Origin of the sequence: Noviherbaspirillum suwonense (assembly GCF_900182955.1) — a bacterium.
GTDB lineage: Bacteria > Pseudomonadota > Gammaproteobacteria > Burkholderiales > Burkholderiaceae_D > Noviherbaspirillum_A > Noviherbaspirillum_A suwonense.
Genome location: NZ_FXUL01000002.1, coordinates 14,051 through 31,374 on the forward strand (window position 1 = coordinate 14,051; position 17,324 = coordinate 31,374).

Here is a 17,324-nt window from a genome sequence, read left to right on the forward strand (position 1 = left end):
ATCAAATGGCAAGAATGAAATTTATCTGCGACGCCGAGCGCTGCATCGAGTGCAACAGCTGCGTCACAGCCTGCAAGAACGAGCATGAAGTGCCCTGGGGCGTGAACCGCCGGCGCGTCGTCACCATCAATGACGGCGTGGTCGGCCAGGAGAAATCGATCTCCGTGGCCTGTATGCACTGCTCGGACGCGCCATGCATGGCGGTCTGCCCGGTCGACTGCTTCTACCGCACCGACGAGGGCGTGGTGCTGCATGACAAGGACATCTGCATCGGCTGCGGCTACTGCTCGTATGCGTGCCCGTTCGGCGCACCGCAGTTTCCGGCCAATGGCGCATTCGGCCTGCGCGGCAAGATGGACAAGTGCACCTTCTGCGCCGGCGGACCGGAAGCCGACGGCTCCAAAGCCGAGTTCGAGAAGTACGGCCGCAACCGCCTGTCCGAGGGCAAGCTGCCGGCCTGCGCCGAAATGTGCTCGACCAAGGCGCTGCTGGGCGGCGATGGCGACGTGGTGGCGGATATCTTCCGCAACCGGGTGCTGCGCCGCGGCAAGGGCAGCGAAGTCTGGGGCTGGGGCACCGCCTACGGCAAGTCGCCGAATGCGGGCGCCGCGCCGCCGGCCGTTGCGCCGCAGGGGAAGAAATCGTGATGCGGCGGCCATTGTCCGTCGTTTCCATCGTCTCCGTCGCGGCGCTGCTGGCGCTGTCGGCCTGCGGCGAGCGCGACCAGACCCTGGCCGCCGGCCGGCACAAGTCGCCGGACGAGCCGTGGCGCGGCGCGCAGAACGCCTTCGTTGCCAAGACCTGGACGCCGACCGACAAGGCCGGCTGGGAAACCCAGCTGCGCCAGCGCGCGCAGACCCAGAACGAGTACAACAAGACCAACTGATGTCGACCCGTGTCGACTGCAGGAGTAGCCCATGAAGAAAATCATCGCCGGCCTGGCGCTGGGCCTGTCGCTGCTGGCGGCAGGCGCCGCCATTGCCGAGATCAAGACACCGGTGCCGGCCGAAGGCATCGTCGTCAGCACGCCGCCGCAGGTGCCGCCCGGCGTCGCATCGGCGCCCAGCCCGGGCTTCCCGGGAATCGAGTCCGACGACATCCTCAAGCAGAACCAGGCGCAGCGGAACGAGGTGCAGCCGGGCAATGCGTCGCCGACCTGGCGGGTAATCAAGGAAGGCACGCATAACTATTCGAGCCTGCCGGCGCTGGAGGCGGGCGTGCTGATCCAGCCCAAGGCGCAGTTTCCCGGCCAGGCCCGCGCGACGACCGCCGGCGAGGCATGGCGCCAGTACCGCAATGGCCCGCTGACGACCTTCGGCGGCTGGCTGCTGATTGCCGCGGTGGTCGGCCTGGCGCTGGCCTATTTCATCGGCGGCAAGATCAGGATGAAGGCCCCGATGACCGGGCGGCTGATCGAACGCTTCACGTCCTTCGAGCGCATCGTCCACTGGACCGTGGCGATCACCTTCGTCACGCTGGCATTCACCGGCATCGCGATCCTGTTCGGCAAATACGTGGTGCTGCCGATCTTCGGGCATACGCTGTTCGGCTGGATTGCCTATGCCGGCAAGAATATCCACAACTTTGTCGGACCGGTGTTCGCGGTTTCCCTGCTGGTGATGTTCGTCACCTATGTGCGCGACAACCTGCCGACGCTGACCGACCTGAAATGGATGACACGGCTGGGCGGGCTGATCGGCAAGGGGCATGCACACGCGGGCCGCTTCAACGGCGGCGAGAAAGTCTGGTTCTGGTTCGGCGTCGTCGTGCTCGGTCTCATCGTCAGCGCGTCCGGCTTCGTGCTCGACATGCTGGTGCCCGGGCTGGTGTACAGCCGCGGTAACATGCAGGTCGCCAACCTGATCCACCTGGTGGCCGCGGTGCTGGTCAGCGCGATGTCGCTGGGCCACATCTATCTCGGCACCATAGGCATGGAAGGCGCGTATGCGGCAATGCGGCACGGCTATGTCGACGATACCTGGGCCAAGGAACATCACGACCTGTGGTACGACGACGTTGCCAGCGGCAAGGTGCCGCGCGTGCGCAGCCCGGAAGGCGCAGCCCGCGTCGGCGCGCCGGTCAAAGCGGTTTAGATTCAAGGAGGCAGTTGGATGAACAAGTTATTGATAGCCGTGCTGGGCATGGCGCTCGCAGGCGGCGCAGCCGCCAAGCTGCCGGCGCCGAGCCCCGAGGCGGCCGCGAAGGCCGAGGAAGCGAAGCAGAAGACCGCGTGGACCGACAAGGTCGCGGCCTACCAGCTGTGCAAGGCGCAGGACCGGGTCGCTGCGGAATACAAGCAGAAGAAGGCCAGCCAGCCGTCGCCGGCCGCGGCTGCCGCACCTGCTGCTGCCCCTGCTAGCGCTGCTGCACCTGTTAGCGCTGCTGAACCCGCTGCGGCCCCTGCCACGGCCGCGGCTGCGCCGGGAACTGCCGCGCCGGCAGCCGCGCCCGCCGCGACTTCGGTTGCCGCTGCGCCGACGATCCCATCCTGCCAGGACCCGGGACCGTACGTCGCCGCGGCCGAGGCTGCCAAGGTCGGGGTCGCCGACTCGCTGCCGGTGCCCGCTGCCGGCAAGCCGCCGACCGCAGCCGAAGCAAAGAAATAGCGCATTGCGCGCTCCGGACATGCCTGGTAACCGCCCGCTGCTCAGCAATGCCGCTGCCCCTCTCACCCATGAAGTCGATATCCTGGACGAGCGCGGCCGGGTGTCGACCATACACATCCCTGCCGAACGGCCGCTGACCGTCTATGTCGACAAGCGAGAGCTGGTCACGCTGATGACGCTGGGCGGCGCGCCCGAGGCGCTGACCCTGGGTTACCTGCGCAACCAGCGACTGGTGAAGTCGCTGGAGGAAATCGAATCGGTGCAGGTGGACTGGGCGGTCGAAGCGGTGGCCGTCAAGACCCGCAACGGCATTGCCAATGTCGAGGAACGCACTGCCAAGCGCGTCGTCACCACCGGCTGCGGCCAGGGCTCGGTGTTCGGCGGCCTGATGGACGAGGTCGACAGCATCGCGCTGGACCCGGACGCGCGGCTCAGGCAGTCGACGCTCTATCGCATCGTCGACACGATCCGCACCCAGCAGTCGATCTACAAGCAGGCCGGCTCGGTGCATGGCTGCGCGCTGTTCTCGGCCGACGGCGACCTGATCCATTTCGTCGAGGACGTCGGCCGCCACAACGCGGTCGACGCCATCGCCGGCAAGATGTGGCTGGACGGCATGGGCGGCGCCGACAAGGTGTTCTATACCACCGGCCGCCTGACGTCCGAGATGGTGATCAAGGGCGCGCAGATGGGCATACCGTTCCTGCTCTCCCGCTCCGGCACCACGCAGATGGGCCACATGGTGGCCGAACGGGTCGGCATGTCGCTGCTGGCGCGCTGCAGCGGCAAGCATTTCCTGCTGCTGACGGGCAAGGAACGGATGGTGTTCGAGCCTGCGCTGCTGGAAGATGCGCGCCGCCTCGCCTGAGCCGCCGCCGCCGCCGATGCAATGCCGCTGATCGAGGCCGTCAAGGAAGCGTTCGCGCTGCTGGTCTCGGGCGACGCAACGCTGTGGCAAATCATCTGGGTGTCGGTCAAGACCACCGTCCTTGCATTGCTGATCGCCACGCCGCTGGCCGTCGGCTGCGGCTATGCAATCGCGTCCCACGCCTTTCCCGGACGCCGCATCGCGATCTGGCTCGCCCAGGTATCGCTGTCGCTTCCCACCGTCCTGATCGGCCTCCTGCTTTACCTGCTGCTGTCGCGCCGCGGCCCGCTGGGCGACCTCGGCTGGCTGTTCTCGCAATCCGGCATCGTCGCCGGGCAGGTGGTCATTGCGCTGCCGGTGCTGGTCGCCTTCACGCTGGCCGCGGTGCAGGCCGCCGATGTGCGCCTGGCGGAGACCGCCATCACGCTGGGCGCGTCGCGCTGGCGGGTGATGCTCACCGTGCTGCATGAAGTGCGCTTCGGCGTGATGGCGGCGGTGATCAACGGCTTCGGGCGGGTGATCTCCGAGGTCGGCTGCGCGATGATGGTGGGCGGGAACATCGCCGGCGAAACCCGCACCATCACCACCGCCATCGCGCTGGAGACCAGCAAGGGCGAATTCGCGCAGGGCATCGCGCTGGGCATCGTGCTGGTCAGCATCGCGCTGGTGATCAACGCCGGCCTGATGCTGCTGCAGGGCGACGCCCACGCGGCGCCGGCGGTGCGATGAGCATGTTGCTGGAAATCGGGGGCCTCACCAAGCGATTCGGCGACCGGCGCCTGTTCGATATCGACCGGCTGGAAATCGAGACCGGCGCCGCCTATGTGCTGACCGGCGCCAACGGCGCGGGCAAGAGCACGCTGCTGCGCATCCTGTGCGGGCTGGAGCGTGCAGAGGTCAGGGGGCTGCGCTTTCTGGGCGAGCCGCTGTCGCTGGCGCCGTATCCGCGCAGCATGCGGGATGCGATCGCCTATGTGCATCAGCATCCGGTGATGTTTTCAACGAGCGTGGCCGACAACATCGGCTATGGCCTGAAGGCTCGCGGCCTGCCGCGCGATGAAATACGAAGCAGGGTAGAGGAAGCGGTGGACTGGGCAGGCATCGGCCATCTGCGCGACAGCCCGCCGCAGACCTTGTCCGGCGGCGAGAAACAACGCGTCGCGCTGGCGCGGGCCAGGGTGCTGCAGCCGCGCTTATTGCTGCTCGATGAGCCTACCGCGAATCTCGACGGACAGGCGCGCGAAGCGGTGATCGCGTTGATACCGACGCTGCTCGACAGCGGCGTCAGCGTGGTGATGGCCTGCCATGACCGTGATCTTATCGGTCTGCCCGGCGTGCGGCGGATGAAGCTGAGAGATGGACGCCTGACCTTGCGTTAGAACGCGAACCCGAGGCGACGCGGAACGAGTGGACGGGTAGGGTCGCCCAGGCATGAAAGTCAACATCGGACGACATAAGGCTGCGCCACCCCGGCCTGACCAGCAGGGGATCAACGCGAACCCGGCCAACCCGGCGTGGCCGATCGCAGGGTGTTCCCCGACCGCACCCGCACCCATCCATACAATTTCTTGCCAGCCCGGACTATTACGACCCAGCATCCCGCGATGACAGCCTTTATCTCCCAAAATAATGCTGCTGATTACGCTGGGCGAATTATTTCCTATATTAATCCTATGTTTTTCTCGATAAACGGTCCATGGGAAGCCACCTGAAAATGGTGCTGAAATGGAAGGCGATAATTAATTCAAATAAATTGCTGGTATCAATAGTCGGGAAAAATTGTTGGGAGCAATTGAATTCTACTGGCTGACCGCCGCCCGCCAACTTTCACTGAAAAACATGCCGAAAGATGATGCGCGATCGGGCGAGTCGCGACGATAAGTTATTTCCATGCCTGGCGAAAGCTTATTTTGCATGGCATGGCGGTAATAATATTATTAAGATAAATTAACAATTATTGGGTGTCCTGCAGTTGGCCGATATTGTTCAAAAAGGCTGTGATTTGTTTCACGGTCTTTTGCAGAACAATTTGTTTTGCAAAAATCCTTGATAGGGAAAATATCATGACTGCATTGGCTAAAAAAGTGCTGGAAATGAAAGACGCTCTGAAAGCAAAGTTGCTGGAAGTCGGTTCTGAGGAGTCGGCATCCTCGGAAGATGCGCCTGATTCTGGTGCAGAATAAGCCTGATTGTTTAGGGTAAGCTAAGCATGGCTATGGTTCCTGCCTTAGGGGGGAACCATACATTGCATGGATGTCGCTCGTGCTGGATCCTCACTTCATTATGGAAACAAGAAAAATATATTCCTAGTCTAGTCATTAGCGCCGCGCTGAATTAAACACAAGATTCGGGAGCTATCATAGTGAAAAAAAAGAATGCTCCGAATTTTCCCCTGCCCGACGCGACCGAATTGATGAGCTACCAGATCGTCAGAATGATTGCACGCGGTAGTTCCTCGTTCGTTTATCTTGCGAAAAACCAGCACGATCAGCTGGTCGCAATCAAGGAATACCTGCCGCATAAACTGTCCCTGCGGAAGGAGGCGCAAATCGATCTCACCATTCCGGCCAAGAATGCTGGCGAATTTCGCCAGTCTTTGAGAACTTTCCTTTCAGAGTATCGCACTCTGTCCCAAGTAACGCATCCCGGGATCGTGCGCCTCATTGATTTCTTTCGTGCGCATAATACTTTTTATCTGGTCACAAATTATGAGCCTGGGTCCTCATTGAAAGACGTTATATCGCGTCGCCTATACAGGAAGTTGGGTTACAAGGAAGATTCTTTACTGCATGCCTACCTTTACTACCGATGCTATAAAAAGAAAATAATTGGCTCTCGCCAGGTTGTTGGAGAGCGCTTGATTAAAAAAATTTTATTTAACGTGATTGATGCGATAAGCATGCTGCACGATCAGGGGTTCCTGTATCTGGACTTAAAGCCCGCAAACATCTATTTACGCCATGATGGCACTCCCTTTCTACTTGATTTCGGTGCGGCCCGGCGTACCCAGGAAAAAAACCGGAGACATTTGAACTGGGTATCCACCCAAGGATTCGCAGCGCCGGAGTTAACACAGCGGCGACTAGCCTGGATGGGGCCATGGACCGATGCTTACGGCATAGGAGCAACAATTTTTGCATGCATGTGCGGCTTTCCACCGCAATCGGCGCATCAACGCGAAACGCATGACAGACTGCCCCAAACCTTCAAACTACTCCGCACCAGGTATTCCAGCGATCTTATTGACCTGCTTGAGTGGTGTCTTCACCTCGATCGTGAACAACGGCCCCAAACGATGGCAGTCCTGCAGCAGCGCTTGCTGGAATGCAGGACCAACCATACACCCACCACGAAAAGAAAACTCGTCCGCCGCTTTTCGCATTGGTTCAGCAAGACAATGAAACCCGGTTCATTGATCGCAAAATTAAAATGAACCCAGGGAAACTGTAAAGATTCCGGCCAGGAGCAGAGTGAAGACGTACTTCAGGACGCGACAACGATGCCATCTGATCCGAGTTTGCACTCGGGCAGCGATCATTTATGGCAGACCCTAAGTTGATTCCTGTTTATGCCAGCAAAGCACCTCGTGAAAGGTCAGGCAGAGAGATGTTTTTTAAAGAAAACAGCGGGCCGTATTCCGGCTGGGTCATTATCCGTACTCTTTTGCCCTATATCCTGATCTATAAAAAAAGCGTGTTGCTCGCGATGTTATGCCTGGTCTGCGTGAAACTGGCCAGCCTGATGATACCCATTACATTCAAGCATATTATCGATTATTTTTACGCTAGGGGATCTCAATCCGCACTGCTGGTCGTGCCCATAACGTTAATTTGTACGTATGGCTTGTTGCGTCTGGCAGTAAATATTTTTGGCGGTATGCGCGACGTTTTATTTGATCACGTCAATAGGGCAACCACCCGTATTGTCGCTTCAAATACATTTCATCATCTGCACACGCTCAGTCTGAATTTTCATCTCAGTCGGCGAAGTGGAGGAATCACGCGCGAAATTAGCTTGGGAATGGCTGGCATTAAAACATCAATGAGTCGTTTTCTGGGTAATATTTTGCCCGTAATCATTGAGATTACCTTGGTGCTTGCCTATCTGGCCTGGCATTACCAGTTCCAGTTTTTTATCATCATATCAGTCAGCATGGCTGCCTATGTCTTGTTTACTGTCGTGGTTACAAATTGGCGCACCCATTATAAACGCCAGCTCAACCTGTTTGATGCGCAGGCAGCAGCATGTGCAGCCGACAGCCTGGTGAATTTTGAAACGGTCAAGTATTTCAATAACGAGATTTATGAAAGGCAGCGTTACGACGCTATTTTGGAAGAGAAAGAAAAGGCTGCAAGTCTGGTCCTGCATTCGTTCAAATTTCTCAGCGCCGGGCAGCAGCTGATCATCGTAGTGGCGATGGTTCTGGTCCTGTGGTATGCCGCGAGCGGTGTTGTTCAACATACCCTGAGCCTGGGTGATTTGGTGTTGATCAACACATTCCTGGCGCAATTGTATGTGCCACTGAGTTCGCTTGGCGTCACCTACCGTGAAATCAAGCAAGGCCTGATCGATCTGGAGAAAATGTACCAGATATTAAATAGCCAGCCCGAGGTGACCGATCATCCTTCGGCTTTTCCCCTGCAGTGCCAAGGGGGAGAAGTTCATTTCAGGCAGGTCGATTTTTCTTATCAGCGGGGTGACAGGAAGATTCTGCATGGAGTTGAATTCACGATTCCTGCCGGTCATACGGTCGCCGTGGTGGGACATAGCGGCGCAGGAAAATCGACGTTGGCAAAACTGTTATTCCGTTTCTACGATGTCGAAAGCGGACAGATTTTAATCGATGGACAAGACATCCGTTCGGTAACGCAAGCTAGCCTGCGGCAAGCCATTGCCATCGTCCCTCAGGACACTGTGCTTTTTAACGACACGATTGCGCACAATATCGCTTATGCCAAGGTGGGAGCAAGTCAGCTTGAAATCGAAACTGCAGCGCGCTCCGCGCATATTCATCAATTTATTGTGAGCCTCCCGCAAGCGTATGAAACCATGGTGGGCGAGCGCGGCTTGAAACTGTCCGGCGGGGAAAAACAGCGTATCGCCATTGCCCGTGCCTTGCTTAAAAATCCCGAAATTTTGATTTTCGACGAAGCGACGTCTTCACTCGATTCCAGGGCAGAGCAGGCGATCCAGCTCGAACTCGACTATCTGGTGCAGAAGAAAACAACCCTGATCATTGCGCATCGGCTGTCCACTGTCATCCATGCCCACCAGATTTTGGTGATGGACCAGGGGCGCATCGTCGAACGCGGAACGCATGCGGAGTTGCTTGCCAGGGGCGAGAGTTACGCCGCATTGTGGTTTGCCCAGCAGAATGGGCGCTATGCCGAACGCGATGTCGTTGCGACCTGAGCGGGCAGGGAAAGGCGCTCCTGGCGCGTTTCAGTTCTCGACGACGGCCTGGCTGCGGTCTTGCGAAATGCTTGCCGTAGCCCGCGCGAAGTGATCAGCGCATGCTTGAGCTGGCTTATGGCGGAAGGCGGCTGTCGGTTGTAATCGAATCCGACAATCCAGGCCGCCTCTATGACGTCCACCGCCTTCGGCCCGTCATCGTTCAGTAGTCCTTCGCCGCGCCAGCGCGACCGTCTCCTTCGCCAGCATCGCATATAACGCGCCCTTGTCCGCATCCCACGCCGTGACCGCCGCCTGCTGCGTCGCCACCGTCGCCATGTCGCCGCGTGCAATCGGGCCTGAAAGGGCCGCCGTGGTTCCAGCGTTAAACGTCTGCTCGACGGTTTTGTTCACCAGCGGCGCCATCATCTGCATCGCGACGGCTTCCGGTATGCCCGCATGGCGATAGGCCTGCAGCGCGACATCGAGCAGGGTCACCAGGTAGTTGCAGGCGAAGACCGCCGCGGCGTGATAGACGGTCTTCGCCGCCGGGTCGATGTCCACCAGTTGCGCGCCGATGCCGGTGAACAGGGGTCGCAGCACGGCAAGCGCGGCCGGGTCGCCTTCGGCGCCGCACCAGGTACCGGCAAACGACTGCGCCACCTGTTCCGGCGATGCGAAGCTGCGTATTGGGTGAATGCTGGCAGTCAGCGCGCCGCGCTCCGCGGCCGCCGCCAGCACCGTGGAGGGAAGGGCGCCGCTACAGTGGAACACGACTGTGCCCGGCCGGATGACGCCGCTTGCCGCCAGCTGTTCGCAGCAGCCGGCGATCTGGTCGTCCGGCGTTGCGATCAGCGTGATATCGGCTGCAAACAGGTCCGCGTAATCATCGACCGGCCGGCCGCCGCCGATGAATGCGCAGGCGGCTTTGGCATTGCCGGCGTTGCGGCTCAGCACGTCGCGGAGTTCGAGGCTGCGATGGCCCTGCCAGAGCCTGCCCAGCGTCTGGGCAAGGTGGCCGCTGCCTATGATGTTGAGAGTTGGCTGCATGTCTTACGGTCGGAAGGGAAGCCGTCGAGTGTAGCACCGGGGCCGCCATGCCTCCGCCCTGATCGCGGCGAACCGCTATCGCATCATGAACTCAGGCGTATGCGCTGTTACCGACCACCTGTTAACGCCGGCGGCGTTTCCCCTCATCCTTCCGTTCTTGCATTCTTTAACTGGCCCAGAAAAATCATGTTCGATGCAGGCAGCGCCACCCGGCCCAAGAGCATTTCGTCGCTAACCGATTCCCACAAATCTTCCCCCACCGGTCCCGTGCCGCCCGCACCGACCACGCAGGCGATGATTATCCAGCAACTGCGCGCGGCCAGCCGTCCCCCGCACGACCGTGCCAGCTACGACTTGCCCGACCTGGCCGCTGCGCAGACTACACGCCTCGCCGAGATCGAAGTCCGTCTGGACGCCGAGAGGGCAGCGTGCCGGTACGAGCCTTCTGAGAAGGCGGTTGAATTGCTCGGCGAGCATCACCGGCTATTACTGATGGCGACAAGAGAAACCGTCCAGGATTTTTTCGATACCGGTCGCTGTCCGGAGGCAGACATTGAACGAAAGGCGCTTGCGCTTTTTCTGCTGAACAACAAGCTCCTCGGGGCGCTGACATGGCTGGTTGCCCAGTCCGACCCGCCCACGCTTGACCTGGGGCATGCCGATCTGCTTGATCAGCATGCGGGAATGATTGCCGAATGGGCCACGTCCCTGCCGTTCATGATCAGGCTCGACCTCTCGGGCAACCGTATCGATGCCGCAGGCGTTCGCTTTCTGGCATCGGCATTGAAGGCAAATACCATTGCAGCGCTCAACCTCGGTGCAAACCCGCTCGGCGCAGAGGGCATGCAGGCTGTTTGCGAAGCAATGCTGGACAATTCAAGCATGCTCTCGCTTGGACTTTCCTCCGTCGGCGCGGGATCTGCCGGCGTGCGGGCAGTCGCTGTCATACTCGGCATCCATCCGTCGCTGAGCACCCTCTCCATCAGCGACATGCGGTTCGATGACGCCGCAGCGGCAATTCTGGCCGACGCGCTGGCGCATAACAAGACACTGGTCAGCGTCGTCATGAGGCACCTCGACGCGTCCGATGCCGGTCTTTCCATGCTGGTCAGCGCGCTGAAAACCAATACCGCATTGAAATCGATGACGATTTTTGGACTGGGATTCGAGCAGCAACGCCTGCCATTGGCGCTCGCGGAAGCGCTGGCGGTTAACCGCACGCTGACGCACTTCGAAGGCAATCTGCAGTCGCTTACGTCCGAGGCCGGCCAGCGGCTAGCCGAGGCGGTCGATCGGAACACGGCACTCCTCGCGTTCGGATGCGGCATGTCCTTCTATGAAAGTAACAAGGAAGCTGCCGTATTCGACAAAAGGATCCAGGACAAGGTCATGGCGAACGGGCTGATCGAAGCGGGCGGGAATGTATTGGCCGACCCTGGGCGCAGGGTCTAGGTGTGGCCAGTCTGGCGTGCGCATGGGGCAGGCCGGATCCACAGCCGCGCGGCTGCGGCTGGGAAGCAGATCGAGGACAAGCTCGGGGCAAATGCATCGATCGAAGCAGCCGGCAAAGCCTAGACCGGCCTTTCACGTCAGCCTGAGTTGCCAGTTGCGATTCTGGACGAAATAGGGCGGTCCATTGCCGGATTCGTAGCGCAGCTAGCGGTCGATGAAAACAGGCCGGCGGCGATGAAGTGCGTGATCCAGGCAGAGCCGCCGGGTTCGCGCATCCCATTTGTACAGGAACAGTAAAGCTTGGCGATCAGCGCATATGCAATCGATAGCAGCATGCGTCTGCGGAACCGCGTAGTAAGCGGGGTCACTTAATGCCCCGCAAATTCATCCAATGCCAGCGCGTTCCACCGCATCTAACCCGACGAAAGCAAGCAATGAGTGATCCAGTCCGTTCCATTTGCCCCACCGGTTATCCCGTTTCCGTTTCCGATGCCAGTTCGTCGTCATCCAGCCTGCGCCTACCGTCGACACCGGTTCCGCCGGATATCAGGCTGCAGCAATTACGCGATTCAGCGCTTCCACCGTGCGACCACCACGAATTTACGCTGCCGGAAACATCCGCTGGCGGCCCTCATTGGCTGGAGCGATACCACGACGTTCCCGCAAGCAGCTATCTCGGCCATCTGATCTATATGGCAAAGCAGGCGCCTAAAACGGTCACCCGGGAACTGGTGCTGGGCTTCCTGAATGATGGACACCGCCCGGTGCTTGCGCGGGAATACAAGGGACTCGCCTTGTTCCTGTTATCGAACCGGCTTTTCGGTGCGTTGACCTGGCTGCTGGTCCATTCCGCTCCCGACACGCTTGTCCTCGACAACTGCAAACTGGGAAATGGCGGCGCGGCAAAGATCGCCGAGTGGCTGACAACCATACCGTTCAAGGTCAGGGTCGACCTGCGCGATAACGAGATCGGTCCACCGGGCGCCGGCCTGCTGGCAAGTGCGCTTGCGGCAAACACGGTCGTCGATCTCAATCTGGGCTTTAACCCGTTGGAAGAGGAAGGCGTGCAGGCGCTTTGCAAGGGGCTCCTTGAAAACACGAGCGTGCTGTCGCTCGACCTGCGCCATGTGGGGGCGAGATCAGCAGGCATGACGGCCATTGCCTATGTTCTGGACAGCCATCCATCACTTTCCATGCTCTGCGTGGACTCGAATGCATTCGATGACGCCACCGCCGCGGTTTTCTCAGTCGCACTTGGCCGGAGCAAGAACCTGGCCGAACTTCAAATCCATCTTTTCGATGCGTCCGACCACGCACTCTCCCTGGTGGGCGCTGCGCTCAAGGTCAATATCGGGCTGAAGTCCCTGTCGATCTCCGGCGCACTCGATGAACCGTACGACCTTCTGGGCCATGCGGTGGCCGATGGGCTGGTGTCCAACCAGACCCTGACGGACTTGGACCTGCCTGCCGATTCCATGTCGGCTGCCGGCTTGAAAAGCCTGGCGACGGCGGTGGAAAGTAATACGGCGTTGAGGCGTATCAGGTTAAATTTGGGCGGTTATGAAAAAACCAGCGAAACCGGGGCAGTCGACCGGCGAATCCGCGACAAGGTGAAGGCCAATGGATTGATCGAAGCCGCCGGGCAGGCATTGAGCGACTTGTCGAAAATGCCTGAATGGCCGGTCCAGGTTCCGGATGAAGTGGGACAGTCGATTGCCGGTTTTATCGCGCGGATTGCCGCTGGCGACAGAAAAAAGGAGGCGATGCGCGCTATCGTCCGGGCGGGTCCATTGGTGTAGCCTGGCCGATACGGATGAGAGCGTAAAAGTCCGTTACGCCTGCACCGTCTCCAGCGCTTCCTGCTGCTCCAGCCATTCCATTTCCAGCTGCTCCAGCGCCTGGGCGCAGGCCGCCTGGTCCGCCAGCAGCGTCCTCAGCGCATCCTTGTTGCCGGCTTCGTAAACGGAGGGATCGGCCAGCCGCGTGTCGAGGTCGGCCTTGCGGGCGGTTGCCGCCTCCATCTGCTGTTCAAGCTTCTTGATCCGGTTCTCGATCGGTTTTCTCAGCGCCGACAGCCGCTGCCTGTCCTGCGCCTCGGCGCGCTTCTGGCCGCGCCGGTTTTCGCCGCCGGCTTCCTTCGGCGCTTCCGCAGCGGCCTCGCGGTTGGCGAGCTTGGTGCGGAACAGCCAGTCGCGGTAGTCGTCGAGGTCGCCGTCGAAGGGCGTCAGGCGGCCGTCGGCGACGATCAGGAATTCGTCGGTGGTCGCGCGCAGCAGGTGCCTGTCATGGGACACGACCAGCAGCGTGCCCTCGAACTGTGCGAGCGCCTCGGTCAGCGCCTCGCGGGTTTCCAGGTCGAGGTGGTTGGTCGGTTCGTCCAGCAGCAGCAGGTTGGGGCGTTGCCAGACGATCAGCGCCAGCGCCAGCCGCGCCTTCTCGCCGCCCGAGAAGGGCGCGATCGGGCTGGTCACCATGTTGCCGGGAAAGTTGAAGCCGCCCAGGAAATTGCGCAGTTCCTGCTCGCGCACATCCGGCGCGATGCGGGCCAGGTGCCACAGCGGCGATTCCTCGTGCCGCAGCATTTCCACCTGGTGCTGTGCAAAATAGCCGATGGCCAGGCCCTTGCCGAAACGGGCATCGCCGGCCAGCGGCTGCAACTCGGCGGCGATGGTCTTGATCAGCGTCGACTTGCCGGCGCCGTTGATGCCCAGCAGGCCGATGCGCTGGCCCGCCTGAAGTGAAAACGTGATTCCGCCGACGATGGTCTTCGTCGTCACCGCATGGGTGTCGGGCTGCTCGATGCGGTAGCCGGCGTCGACGCCATCCATCACCAGCAGCGGGTTGGGGGCATTCTGCGGCTCGCGGAAGTTGAACGAGAACTCGGCGGCGGCGCGCAGCGGCGCAAGCTCGTCCATCTTGGACAGCGCCTTGATCCGGCTCTGCGCCTGGCGCGCCTTGGTGGCCTGGGCCTTGAAGCGGTCGATGTAGGACTGCAGGTGCGCCCGCTCGCGGGTCTGCTTCTCGATCATGCTCTGGGTGAGCACCATCTGCGCGGCGCGCTGGCGCTCGAAGGCCGAGTAGTTGCCTGAATAGCGCTTGAGCTTGCGGTCGTCGATATGCACGATGACATTGACCACGCCGTCGAGGAAGTCGCGGTCATGCGAGATCACCACCAGCGTGCCGGGATAGCGCTTCAACCAGTCTTCCAGCCAGATGATGGCGTCGAGGTCGAGGTGGTTGGTCGGCTCGTCCAGCAGCAGCAGGTCCGACGGGCACATCAGCGCCTGGGCCAGGTTCAGGCGCATGCGCCAGCCGCCGGAAAAGCTGGCGACCGGGTTGCCCATCTGCTCCTGGGTGAAACCCAGTCCGGTCAGCAGCTGCTCGGCGCGGGAGCGCACCGTGTAGGCGTCGGCGTCGGCCAGCGCCGTGTGCAGTTCGGCGATGCGGTGGCCGTTGTCGGCGCCTTCCGGCTCGGCTTCCAGCGCGGCCAGTTCGGCTTCCAGCCGGCGCAGTCCGGCGTCGCCGTCGATCGCGTAGTCGAGCGCGGTGCGGTCCAGCGCCGGGGTTTCCTGGGCGACGTAGGCGACCCGCCAGGAGGACGGAAAGCCGGCGTCGCCCTGGTCGGCATGCAGCTCGCCGCGCAGCAGGCCGAACAGGCTGGACTTGCCGGCGCCGTTGGCGCCGACCAGGCCGACCTTCTCGCCGGGGTTGATGGTCAGGTCGGTATTGTCGAACAGGGGCTTGACGCCCCGCATCAGGCTGACTTGCTGGAAACGGATCATGGCTTGCTTATGGTTGCTGGATGGCGGCGGCTCAGCGCACGCCCAGTTGGCTGGCGGTCACCAGGAACACCATGTCGTCGCCGGCGCTGGTGGACATCCAGGTCAGTTCGAGGTCGGGAAACGCGGCCTCCGCGTGGGCGCGCTCGTTGCCGACTTCCACCACCAGCACGCCGCGCGGCTTCAGCCGGCTGCGCGCGCCGTCTACGATGCGGCGCACCAGGTCCATGCCGTCTTCGCCGCCGGCCAGCGCCATCTGCGGCTCGTGCCGGTACTCGGGCGGCAGCTTGGCCATCGATCCGGCATTCACGTAGGGCGGGTTGCTGACGATCAGGTCGTAGCGCTTTTCCGGGAGCAGCGCGTCATACAGGTCGGACTGCATCAGCGCGATGCGGTCCTGCATCTGGTAGTCGGCGACATTGCGCTGGGCGACCGCCAGCGCGTCGTCCGACAGGTCGAGCGCATCGACATGGGCGGCCTCGAACGCGTCGGCCAGCAGGATGGCGAGGCAGCCCGAGCCGGTGCAGAGCTCCAGCACGTCGCTGACTTCGTCCGGGTCGCTGATGAAAGGCGCGAACTGCTCGGGGACCAGCTCGGCGATGAAGGAGCGCGGCACGATCGCCCGCTCGTCGACATAGAAGCGGTAGCTGCCCAGCCAGGCTTCATGGGTGATATAGGCGGCCGGCACGCGGTCCGCCGCGCGCCGCTCGACCACTTTCAGCAGCGCCGCGACCTCTTCGGGCAGCAGGCGGGCGTCGAGGAAGGGATCGAGCCGGTCCAGCGGCAGCTTCAGCGTGTGCAGCAGCAGGTAGGCGGCTTCGTCGTAGGCATTGGTGCTGCCGTGGCCGAAGAACAGGCCGGCGCCGTTGAAGCGGGTGGTGGCGTAGCGCAGCACATCGCGCAGCGTGGAAAAATAGGTGACGGTCATGGCAGGAATAGGGGTAGGAAGGGCAGCGCCCGGCGGGCGCTGCGTGAACGGGGACCGGAAAGGCGGAGTTTACAGCAGCAGGTTTTCCAGCGTGCGGCGGTAGATGTTTTTCAGCGGGTCGATCGCGGCAACCTCGATGTGCTCGTCGATCTTGTGGATGCTGGCGTTGACCGGGCCGAACTCGATGACCTGTGGGCAGATGGCGGCGATGAAGCGGCCGTCCGACGTGCCGCCGCTGGTCGACAGTTCGGTCGTAATGCCGGTCTCGGCCAGGATCGCGGAAGACAGCGCGTCCGACAGGCTGCCGCGCGGCGTCAGGAAGGGCAGGCCGCCGACCGTCCACTTGAGGTCGTATTCAAGGCCATGGCTGTCGAGAATGGCGCGCACCCGCTGCTGCAGGCCGTCCACCGTGCTCGCGGTGGAAAAGCGGAAATTGAAATCGATGACGACTTCGCCCGGAATGATGTTGGACGCGCCGGTGCCGCCGTGGATGTTGGAAACCTGCCAGGACGTGGGCAGGTAGTATTCGTTGCCCTCGTCCCAGACCGTCGCGGCCAGCTCGGCCAGCGCCGGCGCGACCTGGTGCACCGGGTTGCGGGCCAGCTGCGGATAGGCGATGTGGCCCTGTATGCCCTTGACCGCCAGCTTGCCCGACATGGTGCCGCGGCGGCCGTTCTTGATCATGTCGCCGATCCTGTCGACCGAGGTCGGCTCGCCGACGATGCAGCAGTCCAGCTGTTCGCCGCGCGCCTTGAGCATGTCGCAGACCACCACGGTGCCGTCGGTCGCCGGGCCTTCCTCGTCGCTGGTGATCAGGAAGCCGATCGAACCCTTGTGGCCGGGGTGGGCGGAGGTGAATTCCTCGACCGCGACCACCATCGCCGCGATCGAGGTCTTCATGTCGGCGGCGCCGCGGCCGTACAGCTTGCCGTCGCGCAGCGTTGGCTTGAACGGGTCCGAGGTCCAGGAAGTCAGCGGGCCGGTCGGCACGACGTCGGTATGGCCGGCAAACACCACCAGCGGCTGCGCGTCGCCGCGCCGGGCCCACAGGTTGGTGACGTCCCCCGACTGCACGCTTTCGCAGCGGAAGCCGAGCGGCGCCAGCAGCTCGGCCAGGCGGCGCTGGCAGCCCTTGTCGTCGGGCGTCACGGAAGACAGGGCAATCAGTTCTTCGGTCAGGGCCTGGGTCCTGCCGGCGGTGCGGGTTGGTGTCGATGTCATGGCATGGCCGGGATTACCGGGATGAATGG

General features: G+C 61.7%; 15 protein-coding genes. 11 read left to right on the forward strand and 4 right to left on the reverse strand.

Going from position 1 to position 17,324, the window contains the following annotated elements; translation table 11 throughout:
* Positions 1-5: 5 nt before the first annotated feature.
* The 9 genes from fdh3B (at position 6) to QOL82_RS03360 (ending at position 8,886) form a co-directional block, all read left to right on the forward strand.
* On the forward strand, positions 6-647 hold the full coding sequence (gene fdh3B / locus QOL82_RS03320; RefSeq protein WP_283440824.1) for a formate dehydrogenase FDH3 subunit beta: 642 nt from the start codon (positions 6-8) through the stop codon (positions 645-647).
* Positions 647-886 carry a hypothetical protein gene (locus QOL82_RS03325; protein WP_283440825.1) on the forward strand — a complete coding sequence of 80 codons (240 nt, stop codon included), beginning with the start codon at positions 647-649 and terminating at the stop codon, positions 884-886. Before fdh3B ends, QOL82_RS03325 begins: the two co-directional genes overlap by 1 nt.
* A 31-nt stretch (positions 887-917) precedes the next feature.
* Positions 918-2,093, forward strand: a complete 1,176-nt coding sequence (locus tag QOL82_RS03330; protein ID WP_283440826.1) for a formate dehydrogenase subunit gamma — start codon at positions 918-920, stop codon at positions 2,091-2,093.
* Between the two features lie 18 nt (positions 2,094-2,111).
* Positions 2,112-2,606, forward strand: coding sequence for a hypothetical protein (locus tag QOL82_RS03335; RefSeq protein ID WP_283440827.1), 495 nt, complete (start codon positions 2,112-2,114; stop codon positions 2,604-2,606).
* Positions 2,607-2,625: 19 nt separating this feature from the next.
* On the forward strand, positions 2,626-3,474 hold the full coding sequence (locus tag QOL82_RS03340; RefSeq protein ID WP_283440828.1) for a formate dehydrogenase accessory sulfurtransferase FdhD: 849 nt from the start codon (positions 2,626-2,628) through the stop codon (positions 3,472-3,474).
* A 21-nt stretch (positions 3,475-3,495) separates the two neighbouring features.
* Positions 3,496-4,203: an ABC transporter permease gene (locus QOL82_RS03345; RefSeq protein WP_283440829.1), complete on the forward strand. Its 708-nt coding sequence runs from the start codon at positions 3,496-3,498 to the stop codon at positions 4,201-4,203.
* Entirely contained in the window at positions 4,200-4,853 is a 654-nt protein-coding gene (locus QOL82_RS03350) for an energy-coupling factor ABC transporter ATP-binding protein (protein WP_283440830.1), read from the forward strand. Before QOL82_RS03345 ends, QOL82_RS03350 begins: the two co-directional genes overlap by 4 nt.
* Before the next feature lie 983 nt (positions 4,854-5,836).
* Positions 5,837-6,907 carry a serine/threonine protein kinase gene (locus QOL82_RS03355; RefSeq protein WP_283440831.1) on the forward strand — a complete coding sequence of 357 codons (1,071 nt, stop codon included), beginning with the start codon at positions 5,837-5,839 and terminating at the stop codon, positions 6,905-6,907.
* Between the two features lie 107 nt (positions 6,908-7,014).
* Entirely contained in the window at positions 7,015-8,886 is a 1,872-nt protein-coding gene (locus QOL82_RS03360; protein WP_283440832.1) for an ABCB family ABC transporter ATP-binding protein/permease, read from the forward strand.
* Positions 8,887-9,081: 195 nt separating this feature from the next.
* Here QOL82_RS03360 and QOL82_RS03365 read toward each other — a convergent pair whose 3' ends face one another.
* Complete coding sequence (locus QOL82_RS03365; RefSeq protein WP_283440833.1) at positions 9,082-9,915, reverse strand: Rossmann-like and DUF2520 domain-containing protein; 834 nt, start codon at positions 9,913-9,915, stop codon at positions 9,082-9,084.
* Positions 9,916-10,101: 186 nt separating this feature from the next.
* Here QOL82_RS03365 and QOL82_RS03370 point away from each other — a divergent pair, with 186 nt between their 5' ends.
* The gene (locus tag QOL82_RS03370) at positions 10,102-11,367 is read left to right on the forward strand and encodes a leucine-rich repeat domain-containing protein (protein WP_283440834.1); all 1,266 of its coding nucleotides are present in this window, start codon (positions 10,102-10,104) and stop codon (positions 11,365-11,367) included.
* Between the two features lie 434 nt (positions 11,368-11,801).
* On the forward strand, positions 11,802-13,166 hold the full coding sequence (locus QOL82_RS03375; protein ID WP_283440835.1) for a leucine-rich repeat domain-containing protein: 1,365 nt from the start codon (positions 11,802-11,804) through the stop codon (positions 13,164-13,166).
* Between the two features lie 33 nt (positions 13,167-13,199).
* Here the strand turns inward: QOL82_RS03375 and QOL82_RS03380 are convergent, their stop codons facing one another.
* From QOL82_RS03380 to dapE, 3 genes are all read right to left on the reverse strand, one after another.
* Positions 13,200-15,149 carry an ATP-binding cassette domain-containing protein gene (locus QOL82_RS03380; RefSeq protein WP_283440836.1) on the reverse strand — a complete coding sequence of 650 codons (1,950 nt, stop codon included), beginning with the start codon at positions 15,147-15,149 and terminating at the stop codon, positions 13,200-13,202.
* 31 nt (positions 15,150-15,180) lie between these two features.
* Positions 15,181-16,074 (reverse strand): 50S ribosomal protein L3 N(5)-glutamine methyltransferase, encoded by an 894-nt coding sequence (prmB, locus tag QOL82_RS03385; RefSeq protein WP_283440837.1) that lies wholly within the window; start codon positions 16,072-16,074, stop codon positions 15,181-15,183.
* 69 nt (positions 16,075-16,143) lie between these two features.
* Entirely contained in the window at positions 16,144-17,295 is a 1,152-nt protein-coding gene (gene dapE, locus QOL82_RS03390; RefSeq protein WP_283440838.1) for a succinyl-diaminopimelate desuccinylase, read from the reverse strand.
* Between the last annotated feature and the right edge of the window lie 29 nt (positions 17,296-17,324).